The following is a 15,980-nucleotide window of genomic DNA, read 5'->3' on the forward strand; positions in this document are numbered from 1 at the left end:
AGCGAGCCGGCGTGCGGATGAGAGATACTAGCCAGCACTGGCGGCGCCCTCCGCAGCGCGCCGCGGATCTGGATTTGATACGGCATGCCTGACAGCTTTCTCTTCTACGACCTGGAAACCTTCGGCCAGGATCCGCGCCGCACGCGCATCGCACAGTTCGCCGCCGTGCGCACCGATGCGCAACTGCGCGTGATCGAAGAACCGATCAGCTTCTTCGTACAGCCGGCCGACGATCTGCTGCCCTCCCCGTACGCGACCATGGTCACCGGCATCACCCCGCAGCACGCGCTGCGCGAAGGCGTTAGCGAGGCCGAGGCGTTTGCGCGCATTTCCGAACAGATGAGCCGGCCGCAGACCTGCACGCTGGGCTACAACTCGATCCGCTTCGACGACGAGTTCGTGCGCTGCGGTCTGTTCCGCAATTTCTACGATCCCTACGAGCGCGAGTGGCGCGGCGGCAATTCGCGTTGGGATCTGCTCGATGTGTTGCGGCTGGTGCATGCCCTGCGCCCGGACGGCATCGTCTGGCCGCAGCGCGAAGACGGCGCCACCTCGTTCAAGCTCGAACACCTGGCCGATGCCAATGCGGTGCGCGAAGGCGATGCGCACGAGGCGCTGTCGGACGTGTACGCCACCATCGGCATGGCGCGCAGATTCCAGCAACATCAACCGAAATTGTGGGAGTACGCGCTGCGTCTGCGCGACAAGCGCTTTGCGGCGACGTTGCTGGATGTCATCGCCATGCAGCCGGTGCTGCATATTTCGCAGCGCTATCCCGCCTCGCGCATGTGCGCCGCCGCAGTGCTGCCACTGACGCGCCATCCGCGCATCGACAGCCGCGTGATCGTGTTCGACCTGGACGGCGACCCGGAGGTGCTGTTGCGCCTGAGCCCGGATGAGATCGCCGACCGGTTGTATATCCGCGCCGCCGACCTGCCCGAAGGCGAGCAGCGCATTCCGCTGAAAGAAGTGCATCTGAACAAGTCGCCGGCGCTGGTGGCCTGGCAACACTTGCGGGAAGCGGATTTCCAGCGCCTAGGCATCGACCACGACGCGGTGCTGGCCAAAGCCGCGCGCCTGCGCGAACTCGGCCCCGAGCTTGCCGAAAAAGTGCGCCAGGTGTACGGCAACGAACGCGCTGCAGCGCCAGCGGTCAACGACGCCGATGCCTCGCTCTACGACGGCTTCCTGGCCGAAGGCGACAAGCGCCTGCTGGCGCAGGTGCGTGTCAGCGCGCCGGCCGAACTGGGCGCGCTGGAATCGCGCTTTCGCGACCCACGCCTGATCGAGTTGCTGTTCCGCTACCGCGCGCGCAACTGGCCGCAAACGCTGTCGTTCGAAGAGCAGGAACGCTGGAACGTGTATCGCCGTCAGCGCCTGCTAGAAGACCGTGGTTTGGGCGAAGTCACGCTCGACCAGTTCCATGCGCAGATCGCGGATTTACGGCTTGCTCACCCCGACGATGCTACCAAGCAAGCCCTACTCGACCAGCTCGCCGCCTGGGGTTCGGACCTCCAACGCACGCTATGACCACCTATTTTTCCGATGCCAGCTTCAAGTTTCTGCGCGCCCTGGCCCGCCACAACGACAAGACCTGGTTCAACGACCACCGGCATCAGTACGAGGCGCACGTGCGCCAGCCGTTTTTGCAGCTCATCACCGACCTGCAGCCGGCGTTGGCCGAGGTCAGCGAACACTATCGCGCCGATCCCAAGACCCAGGGCGGCTCGCTGTTTCGCATCTACCGCGATGCACGGTTTTCCAACGACAAATCGCCGTACAAGAACTGGCAAGGTGCGCGCCTGTTTCATGAGCGCCGCCGCCAGGTGCCGGCGCCATCGTTTTACCTCCATCTGCAGCCGGGCGAGAGCTTTGTCGGTGCGGGGCTGTGGCATCCGGAACCGGATACCCAGCGCAAACTGCGCCAGTTCATTTTCGACAATCCCGCCAACTGGAAAGCGGCCGCATACGAACCCAAACTGCGTCGCAAGTTCGCGCTGGACGACAGCGAAAAACTGGTGCGTGCACCGCGCGGATTTCCAAACGATTTCGAGTTCATCGACGATCTCAAACATCGCAACTGGGCCTATCTGCGGCATCTGGACGACACCATCATGACCGGCCCGCGCCTGCGCCAGACCATCGAAGCGGATCTGGTGGTGCTGGCGCCGTTTGTCGATTATCTGTGCGCCGCCTTGGATCTGGAGTTTTGATGCAGCGTGCGGCGCAGGCAGCGATGCAAGCTGCAGCGGCCATCGGCGTGAGCTGGCGGTTTTCCACTGCGCTGCGTTGTATCTCGCAATCTCGCCTGCCACCACCAGCAATGGACTGCGCACCATGAAAAAACGCTGGTTGCTAGTGCCTGTGCTGGCCGTGCTGCTATTGGCCAGTTACGTGGTGGCAGGCCCGTATCTGGCCATTCGCGGCATCAGTGAGGCAGTCGCCAATCGCGATGCCGGGCAGCTGGAACGCCACGTGGATTTCCCCAGCCTGCGGGTCAACCTCAAGGCGCAACTGGACGATTATCTGATCCGCCAGGCCGGCACCAGCATGCAATCAAGTCTGCTCGGTGGGTTCGCCTTGCAGCTTGCCAGTGGCATCAGCGGCGCCGGCGTGGACACGCTGGTCACCCCGCTCGGCATCGGTGCATTGCTGCAAGGCCATAGCGTGTGGAATCACGTCACTGGCGAGACCGTCAGCCCGGATACGTATGCGGCGCCAGCGCCGGCGCGTCCGCTGCAAGGCGCCGAGCAGCGCTTCGAATCCACCCGCCGCTTCACCGCGACCACGTACACCGCGACCGGAGCGCCGGTGGTCTTCGTGCTGACCCGGCAAGGCTTGCGTTGGCGGCTGACCGATATCCAGTTGCCGCTGGCTGACGCCGGGAATCCGCTCACCCCGTAACGGTGCGCTTGCAGGCGCGCCTGTAGTTTCCTACATCACGCCCGCTTGCAACGAGTGTCAAACCGCCCAGCTAGAGCGGCTTACGCATACCGCCAGGCCCGCTCCATCCATGCCGCCTGCAGCCGCAGCATCGCCGGCCGCAACTGCCGACGCGCCGCCCACGGCAACGACGCCAATGCCTGTTCCGCCGTGCCAGGCGTGCGTTTGCCATTCCAGGCGTACAGCACCTGATTGCGCAGATCCGGCTCGGGCAACAGCAGCACCCGCCCATCGAAGACATCGCGCAGCTTGGCCAGATGCCCGGCAAGCGGCACCTGGAAAAGGTTCAACGCCAGCACACCGCTGGGTGTCAGCGCAGCGCGGCAATCGGCGTAGAACTCGGGCGTGCACAGCGCGGGCGGAATGCCGTCGGCATCGTAAGCATCCAGCAGCAACAGGTCGTAGCGCCCGGCACGCGTGCCGATCCACTGCGCACCATCGCCGTGCGTGACCTCAAGCCGGGCATCGTCGCGCGGCACGGCAAACGCATCGCGCAACGCCAGCACCTGCGCATCGGCGTCCACCGCCTCGATACGCGTGCTGCGCAGATAACGATGGCAGAACTTGGCCTGCGCGCCGCCGCCAAACCCAACAATGCCGATGCACTCGGGGCGCGGCTGCAGCCACAACGCGGCCAGCATGCCGCGCGTGTACGGCAGCATCAGCCGAGACGGCGCCCAGCGCGACATGCGGGTCTGCACGGTGTCGTCGGCGAAATACAGCTCCAACTGACGCCAGCTGGAGCGCAGCGCGGCGCGTGCAGACGGCTTCGATGCGTCGCTCACCTGCTCGGCGGATCGTTGGCCACGCCGTGCGGCACATGACCGGCCGCCACATGCTGATGCTGGCGCGCACTGTCGATGTTGTGCTGCGAATCGTCGAAGAAGATATCTGCGCCAAACGCCTCCAGGAACGGCCCCTTGTGGCGCCCACCCAGGAACAGGGCCTCGTCCAGACGCACGCCCCACTCGCGCAAGGTGCGGATCACCCGCTCATGCGCCGGTGCCGAGCGCGCGGTGACCAGCGCGGTGCGGATCGGCGAGGCCTCGCCGGGCGGAAATGCCGCCTGCAGCGTGTGCAACGCAGACAGAAAATTGCGGAACGGCCCGACCGACAGCGGCTCGCGCGCGCGTTCGCGCTCGTGGCGTCCAAACGCCTCCACGCCCTGCTCGCGCGAGATGCGCTCGCTCTCGTCACCGAAGATCACTGCATCGCCGTCGAAGGCGATACGCAGCTGCGTCGGCAAGCGGCTCTCGTCGTTGTCCACGATCGCCGCTGCGGCTTCGGCGCGTTCGCCCGGCGCGCGCGGCATGATGGTCGCCGCCGCAATGCCATGGGTGAGTGCACGCCGCACCGACTCCGGATTGGCCGACAGAAACAGATCGGTGCCGAACGGCTTCACGTACGGCCAGGTCGGCTGCCCGGAGGTGAAGGTCGCCCGCACGATGCCCAGGTTGTAGTGTTGGATCGAATTGAAGATGCGCAAGCCGGTATCGGCGGAATTACGCGAGAGCAGGATCACCTCCACCCGCGGCGCGTCTTCGGGCACATCGTGGTTGAGCGCCAGCAGCTTGCGCACCACCGGGAATGCCACGCCCGGCTCCAGGATGTCGTCCTCATGCTCACGCTGGAACGCCGAATACGCCTCCACACCATCGGCCTCGAACAGCGCGTGGCCTTCTTCGAGGTCGAATAGCGCGCGCGAGGTGACCGCGACGGTCAGGAGCCTGGGGGAGTTGTCAGTCATTGTGGGGCCGGGATTTGGGATTCGGGATTTGGGATTGGTTTGAAGCAGGAACCGTAGGTCGGGAGTTGATCGCCCATCCGCACAGCATCGTAGCGCGTGCGAGCGATTCCAAAGACGACGTGCCGCGCTGCTGCCGTTGCCAATCCCGAATCCCGAATGCCCAATCCCCGCCCCTCACACCGCAAACTGCTCGCTGAAAATGCGCTCTTCCAGATTGTGTTCGGGATCGAACAGCAGCGTTACCTGGCGCTGGGTGGATTCGCGGATGGTCACTTCGATCACGTCGCGGATCTCGTGCGAGTCGGCGGTGACGCTGACCGGGCGCTTGTACGGGTCCAGCACCCGGAAGCACACTTCAGTATCGGCCTTGAGAATGGCGCCGCGCCAGCGACGCGGGCGATACGGGGCGATCGGCGTCAGCGCCAGCGTGTGCGAGCCCAGCGGCAGAATCGGCCCGTGCGCGGAATAGTTGTACGCGGTGCTGCCGGCTGGCGTGGCGACCATCACCCCGTCGCCGATCAGCTCGGCGATGCGGGTCTGGCCATTGAGATCCACGCTCAGATGCGCGGCCTGGCGGGTCTGTCGCAGCAGCGAGACCTCGTTGTAGGCCAGCGACACCGTGCTGGCACCGGACTCGGTCTGCACCTGCATTTCCAACGGGCGCAGATGCGCCGGCTCGGCACGTTGCAGCCGCGCGAGCAGGTCGTCTTCGTCGTCGCGGTACTGATTCATCAAAAACCCGACCGAGCCCAGCTTCATGCCAAACACGGGCTTGCTGGCCGCGCCATGCCGGTGCAGGGTCTGCAGCATGAAACCGTCGCCGCCCAGGGCGCAGACGATGTCGGCGGTGGCCAGCGGATGATCGCCATAGCGCTGCACAAGATGGGCGCGCGCGGTCACCGCCGGCTCGGCGTGACTGGCGAGAAAGGCGATGCGGGGTGGTGCGGTCATCGTTGACTCCAAAGCATGCGAATCAGCATACCGCAGCGCTGTGCCGGGCTTGTTGCGGCCACGCCCTGCCCTCGCATGCCCGGCCGCGATTGCGCCTGCGTGATCAGGCGCCGCCGCTGGTGCGGCGCACGGCAGCCAGCCGAGCGCCGGCGATACCAGACGCGCAATGCGCACACCGCCCGGTCAGACGCGACCGGGCCACTTCATCACGCCGTCAACCGCCACGCCCGATGGATCCGCGCATGCCGTTCGAAATCCGGGTCGATGGTGCGCGGGCTGATTTCCTCGCACTGCGCAAACTCGGCCACCAGTTCCTCATCCAGCTTGAAGCGGCGGAAGTTGTTGGAGAAATACAGCACCCCGCCCGGCGCCAGACGCGCCACCGCCGCGCGCAACAGCCGCACATGCTCGCGCTGGATATCAAAGTCTTCCGCGCGTGCGGAATTTGAAAAGGTCGGCGGGTCGCAGAAGATCACGTCGAAATGCGCGCGCTCGGCTTCCAGCCAGGCCAGCGCGTCGGCCTGCACCAGCTTGTGCTTGCTGCCGGCCTGGCCGTTCAAGGCCAGGTTGTCGGCGCACCACTGCAGATAGGTACCGGACAGATCCACGCTGGTGGTGGAGCTCGCACCCGCCACCGCCGCCTCCACGCTGGCCACGCCGGTGTAGCAGAACAGATTGAGGAAGCGCCGCCCCTTGGATTGCGTGGCCATGGTGCCGCGCAGCGGGCGATGATCCAAAAACAGGCCGGTGTCCAGGTAGTCGAACAGATTCACCCGCAGCAGCGCACCGTGCTCGCGCACATTGATGACCTCATTGCGCTGCTCGAAGCGGCCGTACTTGCTGCCGCCCTTGCCGCGCTCGCGCGATTTGAGCGCCACGCGCTCGCCCGGCACCTCGAACACCTCGCGTGCAGCGGCCAGCAGTTCGCCCAGACGACGGCGCACATCGGCTTCGGGAATCGTCGCCGGCGCGGCGTATTCCTGCACATGCAGAAACACGCGGCGATCGCCATCGGCTTGCTGATACACGTCGATGGCGGCGGAATATTCCGGCAGATCGGCGTCATAGACGCGGAAGCATTCGATGCCTTCGCGCGCGCGCCACTTCTTGAACTTCTGCAGATTCTTGCGCAAACGATTGGCGACCATCTGCCCGCCTTCGCTGAGCGCGGTCGGTGCGGCCAACGGGGTGCGCCGCGGCACCGCGATCGGGTCGCAGACGATCAACGCGCACTCGATCGCGCCGTTGAACAACTGATACTTCTTGCCCGCACGCAGGCCGGTGGCATACGCGAGCTCCGCGTTGCCGCACAGCAGGCTGGCCCGCCATTGCGGCACGGCGCGCTGCAAGGTATCGCCCAGGCGTCGATACAGCGCCGCATCGGCGGCCAGACGCTCGTCGTAGGGCGGATTGCACACCACCACGCCGGTGGCCTGCGGCGGGGTCTGCAGATCGCCCACCTCGCGCACGCCGAACCAGATCGCCTCGGCGACACCAGCCACCTGCGCATTTTCCTTGGCCGCGCGGATCGCATGCGGGTCCATGTCGCTGCCGTGGATCACCTGCTTGAGCGCGGCGCGGCCGAGGCTGTCGCGCTCGCGCGCTTCGCTCACCAGCTGTTGCCAGCCCTCGCGGTCGAAACCGCGCCAGCGGCTGGGGATATCGCTGCCATAGCGTTGCAGGCCGGGTGCGACATCGGCCGCCATCAGCGCGCCTTCGATCAACAAGGTGCCGCTGCCACACATCGGATCCAGCAGGCCGCCGCCATCGGCGTAGGCGCGCGGCCAACCGGCGCGCAGCAGCACGGCCGCCGCCAGGTTCTCCTTCAACGGCGCTTCGTTCTGCGCCATGCGCCAGCCGCGCCGATGCAGCGGGCCGCCACCCAGATCCACCGAGATGGTGGCGCGGCCCTTGCGCAGCGACAGGTTCAACCGCAGATCCGGGCTCTCCAGATCCACCGACGGGCGCTCCAGGCCCTGCCGGCGCATGGTGTCGACCACCGCGTCCTTGATGCGCTGCGCCGCATAGCGGGCATGCGTGATCGCAGTGCCGGAGACATGCGCATCCACCGACAGCGTATGGCCGACAGACAGATGTTCGTCCCATGGCAACTCGGAAACGCCGGCATACAGCGCGTCCTCGTCCGGGCAATCGAACTCGTTCAACGGCCACAGCACGCGGCTGGCCAGGCGCGACCATAGGACGGCGCGCTGCGCGTCGCGCATGTCGCCTTCGACGTTGACGCCGGAGATGGTGGCAGTGGCCTTGCTGGCACCGAGCGACAGCAGCTCGTCGGCAAGCAGGTATTCCAGGCCCTTGGCACAGGATGCGAAGAATTTCACGTAGGCAGGTATCGATGGAGACGCCGGCCGTGGTGGCGAGCGTGAGAGCAGGACGCTGGGCCGGCGCCGTGGAGGGCAATGCCGTGGCCGCTGCGGGCGGGGCGCAAATGGTCGGCCATCGGCGCCGGCTTTACCAGCCCGGCGGCCGCATCGCCCGCTGCGCGGTTCACCACGGTGCCAGCCGCCACTGCGCTTGCGCGGTATCCAGGCGCTGCTGCAAACCCAGCCGCTGCAGGAAGGCGGCATCGTGCGAGGCGACGACCAGCGCCCCCTGGTAGCTGCGCAGCAGCGCCTCGATCGCCTCTACCGAGGCCAGATCCAGGTGATTGGTCGGCTCGTCCAGCAACAGCAGCTGCGCCGGCTGCGCCCGGTACAGCGCGCAGGCCAGCGCTGCCTTGAGCCGCTGGCCGCCGCTGAGCTGGCCGGTGGGCAGATCGGCACGCGTCTGGTCCAGCCCCAGCAGCGCCAGCCGTAGCCGCTGTGCGTGCGCTGGCGCGCCCGGGTCGGAAGCGTGCAGTTGCGCGGCGGCCGAGCGCGCCGGGTCCAGCAGCCCCAGGTCCTGATCCAGATAGGCCACCGGCACATGCACCTCGCAATGTCCTGCGCTCGGCTGCAGGTGCCCGGCCAGTAGCTGCAGCAACGAGGATTTGCCGCTGCCATTGGGGCCGACCAGGCCAATCCGCGGCTGCCCATGCAACAACAGATCCACCCGTCGCCCGCCCAGCCGCCCGTCGGCCAGTTCCACCTGCTCCAGCGTGGCCAACCGTCGCGATGCGCCGGCTGGCGATGCCGGCGCCAACACGGCGATCTCGGGATCGGCCTCCACCTGCGCTGCGGCCTGCACCACCGCCTCGCTCAGCCGTGCCTGTCCGGCCTGACGCTGCTGCTGCAGCCGCCCGGCGCTGTTTTCGCTGCGTTGCTTCTGCCCGCCGAGCAGGATCGCCGCTTGATTGGCCTGCCCGGCAGCACGCGCGCCGCGTGCCTGGCGTTGTTGCTGACGCTGCTGCTGCTCACGCAGCGCCTGCTCGCCGCGTGTGCGTGCGTGTTTGCGCTCGGCCAGCAGATCGCTGGCCGCCTGCCGTTCCAGCGCGCGTTGCCGGGCATAGAACGTGTAATTGCCGCCATAACTGCGCAGCCCGTGCGGCGACAGTTCCAGGATGCGCTGCATCGCCTCGAGCAAGCTGCGGTCATGGCTGATCACCACCAGGCCACCGCTCCACGCCTGCAGGTGATCCATCAGCCGCTGGCGTTGCGGGCCATCCAGATGATTGCTCGGCTCATCCAGAATCAACAGGTCCGGCTGGGTCAGAAACGCACCGGCCAACGCCACGCGCATCGCTTCGCCGCCGCTGAGTTGCGCCGCCAGTGCATAGGGATCGCGCCCGCCCAAGCCTTGTCGCTCCAGTTCTGCGGCAAATTGCGCATGCGCGCTCCAGCGCTCGCCAACCAGGTCGAAATCGGCTGGCGCCACGCTGCCAGCAGCGATCCTGTCCAGCGCGTCCAGCAGCGGCGCAAGACCCGCCAACTCGGCAATGGTTTGTCCAGGCGCAACGCGCACCCGCTGCGGCAGGTAATGCACGCTACCGCTACGCACGCAGCGCCCGGCACTGGGCAGCAACTCACCGGCCAACAGCCGCCCAAGCACACTCTTGCCCACGCCATTGCGCCCGACCAGGCCAGTGGGGCGCTGGTCGATGTGAATCGTCAGATCGGAAAACAGCGGGCTGCCATCGGGCAGCAGATACGCAACGCTTTCCAGCGTCAGCGACGAACAGGTCATACGTGTCTCCATTGCATGCCAGCACACGCGCCGATCCAACCGGACCAGCAGCGGGTAAGGCCGTCCTCACGACGGCGGCATCAATGGCGCATTGGACCAATCCTCAGACAGTGGACAACGCCGCGGAGTGTAGGTCAGCGCGCCATGCAAACGGAACCCCGGGCAGTTCACGATGTTGCCGACTCATCGACCCAATGGCTTCTGCGCCATCACCGTCGGAAATATGCTGGCGGCGTCGTCGATAAACCGGATATCGGTAAACCCGGCGCTTTCCAGCTGCAGACAGGTGTGTGCATGGGTCCGGAACGAGGCCCAGCGCGCTTGTACGATCTCGGCGAATATCTGGTTCTGCAGGGTCAGTGCCTCCGCGTCGATGTTCTCCAACTTCCACGGCGACTCGGCAGAGATGCTCGGCGGCGGAGTCAGAAAACTTGCGACCAGCACGCCACCTGGCGTCAGTCGATCGAAAAAGGCGCGATACAGCGCGATCACGCGCCCGTCGTCCGGCTCGTAGATATTCAGACCATTGCTCGTCAGCACATCCACCTCATCGCCAGGGCCGGGTGTCCATGCGTCCTCAAGACGCAGCGAAAGCTGCCCCTCCAGCCCATGCTGCCGTGCGAGTTGGAGCGCCCCTTCCAAGGCCTGCGGATCCAGGTCGATGCCGATCAGGCGCACGTCCGGGCACTCACGGTAGTCCAGCGTCAAGAGCTCCCCCATCCATCCACAGGGCACCGATGCCAGCGTCATGCCTGGCCGCAGCAGCCCCTGCAGCTGCTGCCTGAAGATGCCGAACCGTTCGCGGGTAGCCAACGCCGCAGGCGCTTTCTCGAAAATATGGCGTTCCATCGCCGACATCGAATCGTTTGGCTGTGCATCAGGGCGATACGTCACCATCTGATGGGTCCAATAGGCATTCAGCCCACGATTTCTGAGCAGAAACCGACCGAACTCGATCGACCAGAGCGCATCGACCAGACCGATCAAACGTTGAACCACCGCATCGGATCGATCGCCGGTCTGACGCAGACGCGATTTGATCGATGCCAGCAAGTCGGCATCGTCCTGGTGATCGCCACCGTGGGAAATCAGTCGGCCCGCCTGCGCGGCCTGACCCAGGTCTTCATCATCGCGTTGCATCTTCCACCTCGACAGGAGAGCGCCATTGCAGCTCTCGCAATGCTGCGATCACTGCCGGCGTCCTGACGTCTCGATAGCGATGGAAGATGCCGCCGAGCGAACTGCACTGGCGCAGATCTCGGCAACGGGGCGACAGAGGCTCGACTCAACCCAGCCCGAAGGCCGGGTGATAAGACACATCGGCCAGCGGCAGCAACCGATCGCCGAAAGCCAGCGCCTGCAGCTCGGACACAGGGACGTCGGGCAACACCAGGCCCGGTTCCACCGCAAACCCCAGACGCTTGAAAAACGCCGGTTCGCCCAGCGCCAGACAACCGGCCGCACCGCGCTCGCGCAAGTTCGCCAGTGCAGATTGCACCAGGCGCGTACCCAGGCCCTGGTGCTGATGCCCCGGCCCGATCGCCAGCGGACCCAGCGCGTACCAGCCTGGCGAGTCGTCCGACAACGACACCGGCGATACCGCCAGATGCCCGACCACATAGCCGTCGTGGTCGGCCACCAACGACAACGCCAGCGCGCCGTCGTTGCGCAACGCGGCAATCACGTGTTGCTCATCATGGCGGCTGTGGTCGGAGCGCATGAACGCCACCATCGTCAGCAGTTCGATCGCTGCGGCATCGCCGTCGCTCGCTTCGCGGATCAACACATCCATCGGCAACTCCGCACGCAGCACGCAATCAGGTGCGGACGCATCACAGACTCTGCAACAGTTCGGCAAATGCACGCGCCGACGCGTCCACATGCGCCGCCAGCCGATGTTCGTCGTCGACCAGCAACAAGCGCGCATTGCGCGCCTGCGCCCAGGCGATCACATCGGCAGCAGGAATCAATTCATCGCGCCAGGCATGCACGATCGAAATCGGCACGGCCGCCGCATCCAGCGCCGGCAACGGGCCCATCCTGGTCGGCGGCACCATCAAAAACAGCCCGCGCGTTGGCACCTGCAACGACACCTGGGCAGCGATATACGAGCCCAGGCTGGAGCCGACCAACACCAGCGGCCCCTTGTCGGACGCCGCACGCGCGATCTGCAGCAGACGCTGCAACCGGCCTTGCACATCACCGAGCGAGCTCACCTCGCGGCACGCGTCCAGATCGGTGTAATCCGGGCGCTCGTGGGTCCAGCCCAACTGCTCGGCGACGTCGGCCAGTGCGGTGACTTTCAGCGCGTCGGGGCCACTTTCGAACCCGTGCGACAGAATGCAATGCCCGCGGCTCATAGCGCCTGCACCGTATCGCCGATGCGCAGCACGCCGCCACGCAGGATGCGCGCGCACAGCCCGCCATGCCCGCGCATCGCGTTGTAGCCGCCCGCGCCCAGCGCATCTTCCATGCGCGAGCACGGGTCGCAGGGATCGGTGCCTTCCAGCTCGACCTCGCCGATACGAAAGCGCCGCCCTTTCAAGGCGATCAGCGGGATACCGGACACCACCAGATTGCGCCGCAACGTAGCTGGCGCGATTGACGCGTGACCGGCCAGGGCGGCGATCACCGGCAGATGCTCGGCCTGGATCAAGGTCAGCCCACGCTTGCCGCTGCCGCCTTTATAGCGGTCGCCCACCAGGCCAATGCCGGTGGTGGCCTGCGCCGCGTCTACCTCCAGCATGGCCACATCGCGCGCCGGGCGCACGCCGATCCAGGTCACCTGGCCGGTCTGCGGCAGCGTTGCCATCAATTTGCCCAAAGGGCTGTCGGGATTCAAAGCCATCGTCGAATGCTAGCATCCGCTTCATGTCCGATGCCGTCCTGCCGTCTCCGCCGATCACCTACGCGCCGTTGTCCTACGAATCCCGGCTGGCGCGACGCGCGCTCACACAGATCGACATGGTGGTCATCCACTGCACCGAATTGCCCGACATGGCGATGGCGCGCGAATACGGCGAGCGCGTGCTCTACGACAGCGGCACCGGCAACAGCGGCCATTACTACATCGACCGCAACGGCAGCATCCAGCAATACGTGGCGCTCGAGCGCGTGGCACATCATGTGCGCGGCCATAACCCGCATACGCTGGGCATCGAATTGGTCAACACAGGCCGCTATCCGCATTGGCTGGACTCGCGTCATCAGGTCATGACCGAGCCCTATCCCAACGTGCAGATCGTCGCGCTGATCACCCTGCTGCAATGGCTGCAACAGCAGCTGCCATCGATCAGCCGGATTGCCGGCCATCAAGCACTGGACACAACCCAGGAAGCGGCCAGCGACGATCCATCGCGCAAGATCCAACGCAAGCTCGACCCCGGCCCCATGTTTCCATGGCCGCACATCGAAGCGGCCGTGACGTGGTCGCACGCACCCCGCTAAGCGCGGCGCTCAGCGCTCCGGCGCGCGATAGGTTTTCTCGCCTGCATTCACTGCGACATCCAGCCGATTTTCCGGTGGCGCGATCGGGCAGACCACGTGCGGCGTCAATGCGCAGGGCGGATTTTCGGCCAGATTGAAGTCCAGCACGATGCGGCCGTCGCGCGGCGCGGCGGTGTAGAGATAACGCGCACCGCCATAACTTTCCTTGCCGCTGGTGCGGTCGGCGAACAGGAAAAACAGGCCTTCTCCGCCCTCCTGCGCCAGCGCCTGCAAGCGGTACTCGTGGCCATGGCGCGAAAACACCGCCTCGCCCGGTATATCGACCGTGAGCGGGGTGCCGATCGAGGTCAACAAGGTGGTCGTGCGTGGCGTGGAATAGGCCTCCCAGCGCGCCTGGAGGCGCCACCGCGGATCGGTTGGGAAATAGTCCAGCCCATCGACTTGGGTCAGCGCCGGCGCAGCCGGATCGCGAAAACGCCAGCCGAACAGACTGCCGGTCTGCACCAGATAGAACTGCCGGCCCCCCACGTCCAGGCGATCGCCGCCTTGCCCTGCACGCTCCGGTTCCAACATGACGCGATCGATGCGCTGCCCGTTCAATGTCACCGGCGCGCCGGCGGCCGCTTCAAAGTGCACACGGCCATCGGTGTCCAGCGTCAGCTGCCCCAACTGCGCGGGACCGGCCGGCAACACGATGTCGCTCTGCGGATCGCTGCCCACCCGGTACTGGCCAGCACGCACGCGACCGGAGCCGGTGTAGCTCAACCAACCGTCGGGGGCCCGCAACTGCGTCAAACGCTGTGCACGCGCACGTTCAAGCGCAACCTGATACACCGCCTGCTCATCGCTTTGTCCACGACCGGCCAGACGCGCATCGTTGACGCCAGTGGTCGACCCCGCCGAGCACGCAGCCATCGACCACGCCGCGACGCAGAGTGCGCCGATCTGTAACTGCAACCGCATGAGTCACCCAACACTGCGAGAAACTGCGCTCCGCGCAGCGAACCTGCGTCCCCACAGGTCACCGTTCCTGTCGCTATTGTGCCTGCAATCGGTCAGGCAGTGGTCGCGACCGGACGTGCCGGGTCCTGCAACCAGCCGCTCCAGGAGCCGGCGTAGACACGCGCGCCAGACAGACCGGCCACTTCCAATGCCAGCAGCAAATGGCAGGCAGTCACGCCCGATCCGCACATCACCACCGCGTGCTCGGGTGGAGTTGCACCCAGCAGCGCAGACAGCTCCGCACGTAATTCGTCTGCCGGCTTGAAACGGCCATCGCGCAGGCTCACACCCAATGGGCGGCTCACCGCACCAGGCACATGCCCGGCCACCGGATCGACCGGCTCCACCTCGCCGCGAAAACGCTCGCCGGCACGCGCATCCAGCAGCCATCCCGGCGCCTGATCCAGACGCGCCAGAAGTTGCTCGGGCTCGACCACCGCAGCGTTGTCGAAGCTGCCCGGATACGCCGCGCCAGCGTGCAATGCAGGCGGCTCGATACTTTCCGGCAATCCGGCAGCGCGCCACGCGGCCAATCCGCCATCCAGTACCGCCACGCGACGATGCCCCATCAATCGCAGCATCCACCACGCACGCGCGGCGGCCATGCTGCCGTCGGCAGCGTCGTAGACCACCACCTGACTGTCCGGATCGATGCCCCATTCGCCCAGCCGCTTGGCGAAGGCCGCGCTGTGCGGCAGCGGATGCCGGCCTTGACCAGGCCGCGACAGATCGGCCAGATCATCGTTGAGATCCGCGTAATACGCGCCTGGCAGATGTCCCTGCGCATACGCGTTGCGCGCTGCATCCGGGTCCGGCGCAGTCGGCGGTGCGGCGCGGGCGTCCAGCAGCCGTAGCTGTGGATGGTGCAACGCGGCCGCCAAGGTGGCGCTATCGACCAGCGCGGTCCAGTCGGGATTGGCACTCATGCAACCTGCTCCAGGCGACGACGAAGATTGAGAAGAATGGCAGCGGTGGCGCCCCAGATACGCTGGCCCGGCCAATCGTACTCGAGCACACGGCGTGGCCGGCCGCGGAACTCCAGCTCTACGCTGCGCAGATTGTCCGGGTCCATCAGATACGCCAACGGCACTTCAAACACATCGGCCACTTCGTCCGGCTGCGGCACCGCCACAAACGCCGGGTCGATCACCGCAACCACCGGGGTCACGCGAAACCCGCTCACGGTCAAAAACGGATCTAGATAACCCAATGCATGCACTTGATCCGCGCCGAGCGCGATCTCTTCGCAACTCTCGCGCAGCGCCGCAGCCGCCGCATCGGCATCGGAAGGCTCGATCCGCCCACCGGGAAAACTGACCTGCCCGGCGTGATGGCGCAGGCTGTCGGTGCGTCGGGTCAACAGCACCATGCTGCCGTGCTCGCGTGGAATCAGACCGCACAATACCGCCGCTTCGGCAGAGGCGCCGCCTTCGGTCAGATCGATCAATTCGGCATGGTTCCAACCCGGCCCATCGGGCGCGGTGTCCAGCGGATACAACGCACGCTGCAGCTGCGCGCATTCGGGCAGCCGCGCCGCCAATGCGCGCGCAGGCAGAACCGTCTGCAGATATGTCTGGCGTTCGGCGTCGCTCATGCTCATCCAGCGTGCAATTTCATCCAGGCTGCGCAGGCAGCCGACACAGTGCGACTGCGCGTCCAACGAACATACACCGATACATGGGCTGGGCAGACTGCCGCCGTTCGCATCCTTGTCGGTCATCGCTCGCTCCTGCCGCCCCGCATCGTCAAGACCTCCAACCGACTTTTG

The 15,980-nt window shown here is 66.0% G+C and carries 18 protein-coding genes; 5 read left to right on the forward strand and 13 right to left on the reverse strand.

What is annotated here, in order from left to right; all coding sequences use genetic code 11:
- Window positions 1-84: 84 nt before the first annotated feature.
- The 3 genes from sbcB to AC1PLU_RS14155 all read left to right on the forward strand — a co-directional run bounded on the left by sbcB (window position 85) and on the right by AC1PLU_RS14155 (window position 2,904).
- Window positions 85-1,530 carry an exodeoxyribonuclease I gene (gene sbcB / locus AC1PLU_RS14145; protein WP_481094485.1) on the forward strand — a complete coding sequence of 482 codons (1,446 nt, stop codon included), beginning with the start codon at window positions 85-87 and terminating at the stop codon, window positions 1,528-1,530.
- A complete protein-coding gene (locus AC1PLU_RS14150; RefSeq protein ID WP_168958482.1) occupies window positions 1,527-2,213 on the forward strand; it encodes a DUF2461 domain-containing protein in 687 nt (228 codons plus the stop codon). Before sbcB ends, AC1PLU_RS14150 begins: the two co-directional genes overlap by 4 nt.
- 124 nt (window positions 2,214-2,337) lie before the next feature.
- Window positions 2,338-2,904: a DUF2939 domain-containing protein gene (locus tag AC1PLU_RS14155; RefSeq protein ID WP_481094484.1), complete on the forward strand. Its 567-nt coding sequence runs from the start codon at window positions 2,338-2,340 to the stop codon at window positions 2,902-2,904.
- An 80-nt stretch (window positions 2,905-2,984) separates the two neighbouring features.
- On the opposite strand, the gene AC1PLU_RS14160 is transcribed toward AC1PLU_RS14155, so the two are convergent.
- The 7 genes from AC1PLU_RS14160 to AC1PLU_RS14190 form a co-directional block, all read right to left on the reverse strand.
- Window positions 2,985-3,728 (reverse strand): spermine/spermidine synthase domain-containing protein, encoded by a 744-nt coding sequence (locus AC1PLU_RS14160; RefSeq protein ID WP_481106571.1) that lies wholly within the window; start codon window positions 3,726-3,728, stop codon window positions 2,985-2,987.
- Window positions 3,725-4,690, reverse strand: a complete 966-nt coding sequence (locus tag AC1PLU_RS14165; protein WP_006450285.1) for a 5'-nucleotidase — start codon at window positions 4,688-4,690, stop codon at window positions 3,725-3,727. The genes AC1PLU_RS14160 and AC1PLU_RS14165 overlap by 4 nt, the downstream gene beginning before the upstream one ends.
- Window positions 4,691-4,864: 174 nt before the next feature.
- Window positions 4,865-5,641 carry an NAD kinase gene (locus AC1PLU_RS14170; RefSeq protein ID WP_006450286.1) on the reverse strand — a complete coding sequence of 259 codons (777 nt, stop codon included), beginning with the start codon at window positions 5,639-5,641 and terminating at the stop codon, window positions 4,865-4,867.
- A 206-nt stretch (window positions 5,642-5,847) separates the two neighbouring features.
- The gene (rlmKL, locus tag AC1PLU_RS14175) at window positions 5,848-7,983 is read right to left on the reverse strand and encodes a bifunctional 23S rRNA (guanine(2069)-N(7))-methyltransferase RlmK/23S rRNA (guanine(2445)-N(2))-methyltransferase RlmL (RefSeq protein WP_481106572.1); all 2,136 of its coding nucleotides are present in this window, start codon (window positions 7,981-7,983) and stop codon (window positions 5,848-5,850) included.
- Window positions 7,980-8,171, reverse strand: a complete 192-nt coding sequence (locus AC1PLU_RS14180) for a hypothetical protein (RefSeq protein ID WP_481106573.1) — start codon at window positions 8,169-8,171, stop codon at window positions 7,980-7,982. The genes rlmKL and AC1PLU_RS14180 overlap by 4 nt, the downstream gene beginning before the upstream one ends.
- Window positions 8,150-9,763, reverse strand: coding sequence for an ABC-F family ATP-binding cassette domain-containing protein (locus tag AC1PLU_RS14185; RefSeq protein WP_481106574.1), 1,614 nt, complete (start codon window positions 9,761-9,763; stop codon window positions 8,150-8,152). The genes AC1PLU_RS14180 and AC1PLU_RS14185 overlap by 22 nt, the downstream gene beginning before the upstream one ends.
- Window positions 9,764-9,946: 183 nt before the next feature.
- Window positions 9,947-10,750, reverse strand: a complete 804-nt coding sequence (locus AC1PLU_RS14190) for a cyclopropane-fatty-acyl-phospholipid synthase family protein (protein WP_481106575.1) — start codon at window positions 10,748-10,750, stop codon at window positions 9,947-9,949.
- Between the two features lie 3 nt (window positions 10,751-10,753).
- On the opposite strand from AC1PLU_RS14190, the gene AC1PLU_RS14195 reads away from it, so the two are divergent.
- Window positions 10,754-10,969, forward strand: a complete 216-nt coding sequence (locus AC1PLU_RS14195; protein WP_481106576.1) for a hypothetical protein — start codon at window positions 10,754-10,756, stop codon at window positions 10,967-10,969.
- A gap of 79 nt (window positions 10,970-11,048) precedes the next feature.
- Here AC1PLU_RS14195 and AC1PLU_RS14200 read toward each other — a convergent pair whose 3' ends face one another.
- The 3 genes from AC1PLU_RS14200 to AC1PLU_RS14210 are packed head-to-tail and all read right to left on the reverse strand — an operon-like array spanning window position 11,049 to window position 12,611.
- Entirely contained in the window at window positions 11,049-11,555 is a 507-nt protein-coding gene (locus AC1PLU_RS14200; RefSeq protein WP_481106577.1) for a GNAT family N-acetyltransferase, read from the reverse strand.
- 40 nt (window positions 11,556-11,595) lie between these two features.
- On the reverse strand, window positions 11,596-12,123 hold the full coding sequence (locus AC1PLU_RS14205; protein ID WP_481094478.1) for a hypothetical protein: 528 nt from the start codon (window positions 12,121-12,123) through the stop codon (window positions 11,596-11,598).
- Window positions 12,120-12,611, reverse strand: a complete 492-nt coding sequence (locus tag AC1PLU_RS14210; protein WP_481094477.1) for an MOSC domain-containing protein — start codon at window positions 12,609-12,611, stop codon at window positions 12,120-12,122. Before AC1PLU_RS14210 ends, AC1PLU_RS14205 begins: the two co-directional genes overlap by 4 nt.
- A 23-nt stretch (window positions 12,612-12,634) precedes the next feature.
- On the opposite strand from AC1PLU_RS14210, the gene AC1PLU_RS14215 reads away from it, so the two are divergent.
- Window positions 12,635-13,210 (forward strand): N-acetylmuramoyl-L-alanine amidase, encoded by a 576-nt coding sequence (locus AC1PLU_RS14215; protein WP_481106578.1) that lies wholly within the window; start codon window positions 12,635-12,637, stop codon window positions 13,208-13,210.
- Between the two features lie 9 nt (window positions 13,211-13,219).
- On the opposite strand, the gene AC1PLU_RS14220 is transcribed toward AC1PLU_RS14215, so the two are convergent.
- The 3 genes from AC1PLU_RS14220 to AC1PLU_RS14230 form a co-directional block, all read right to left on the reverse strand.
- The gene (locus tag AC1PLU_RS14220; protein WP_481106579.1) at window positions 13,220-14,173 is read right to left on the reverse strand and encodes a DUF1684 domain-containing protein; all 954 of its coding nucleotides are present in this window, start codon (window positions 14,171-14,173) and stop codon (window positions 13,220-13,222) included.
- A 92-nt stretch (window positions 14,174-14,265) separates the two neighbouring features.
- Window positions 14,266-15,138 (reverse strand): sulfurtransferase, encoded by an 873-nt coding sequence (locus AC1PLU_RS14225; RefSeq protein WP_481106580.1) that lies wholly within the window; start codon window positions 15,136-15,138, stop codon window positions 14,266-14,268.
- On the reverse strand, window positions 15,135-15,932 hold the full coding sequence (locus AC1PLU_RS14230; protein WP_268211929.1) for a CoA pyrophosphatase: 798 nt from the start codon (window positions 15,930-15,932) through the stop codon (window positions 15,135-15,137). The genes AC1PLU_RS14225 and AC1PLU_RS14230 overlap by 4 nt, the downstream gene beginning before the upstream one ends.
- Window positions 15,933-15,980: the final 48 nt, after the last annotated feature.

Source organism: Xanthomonas sp. NCPPB 2933, from assembly GCF_056725225.1.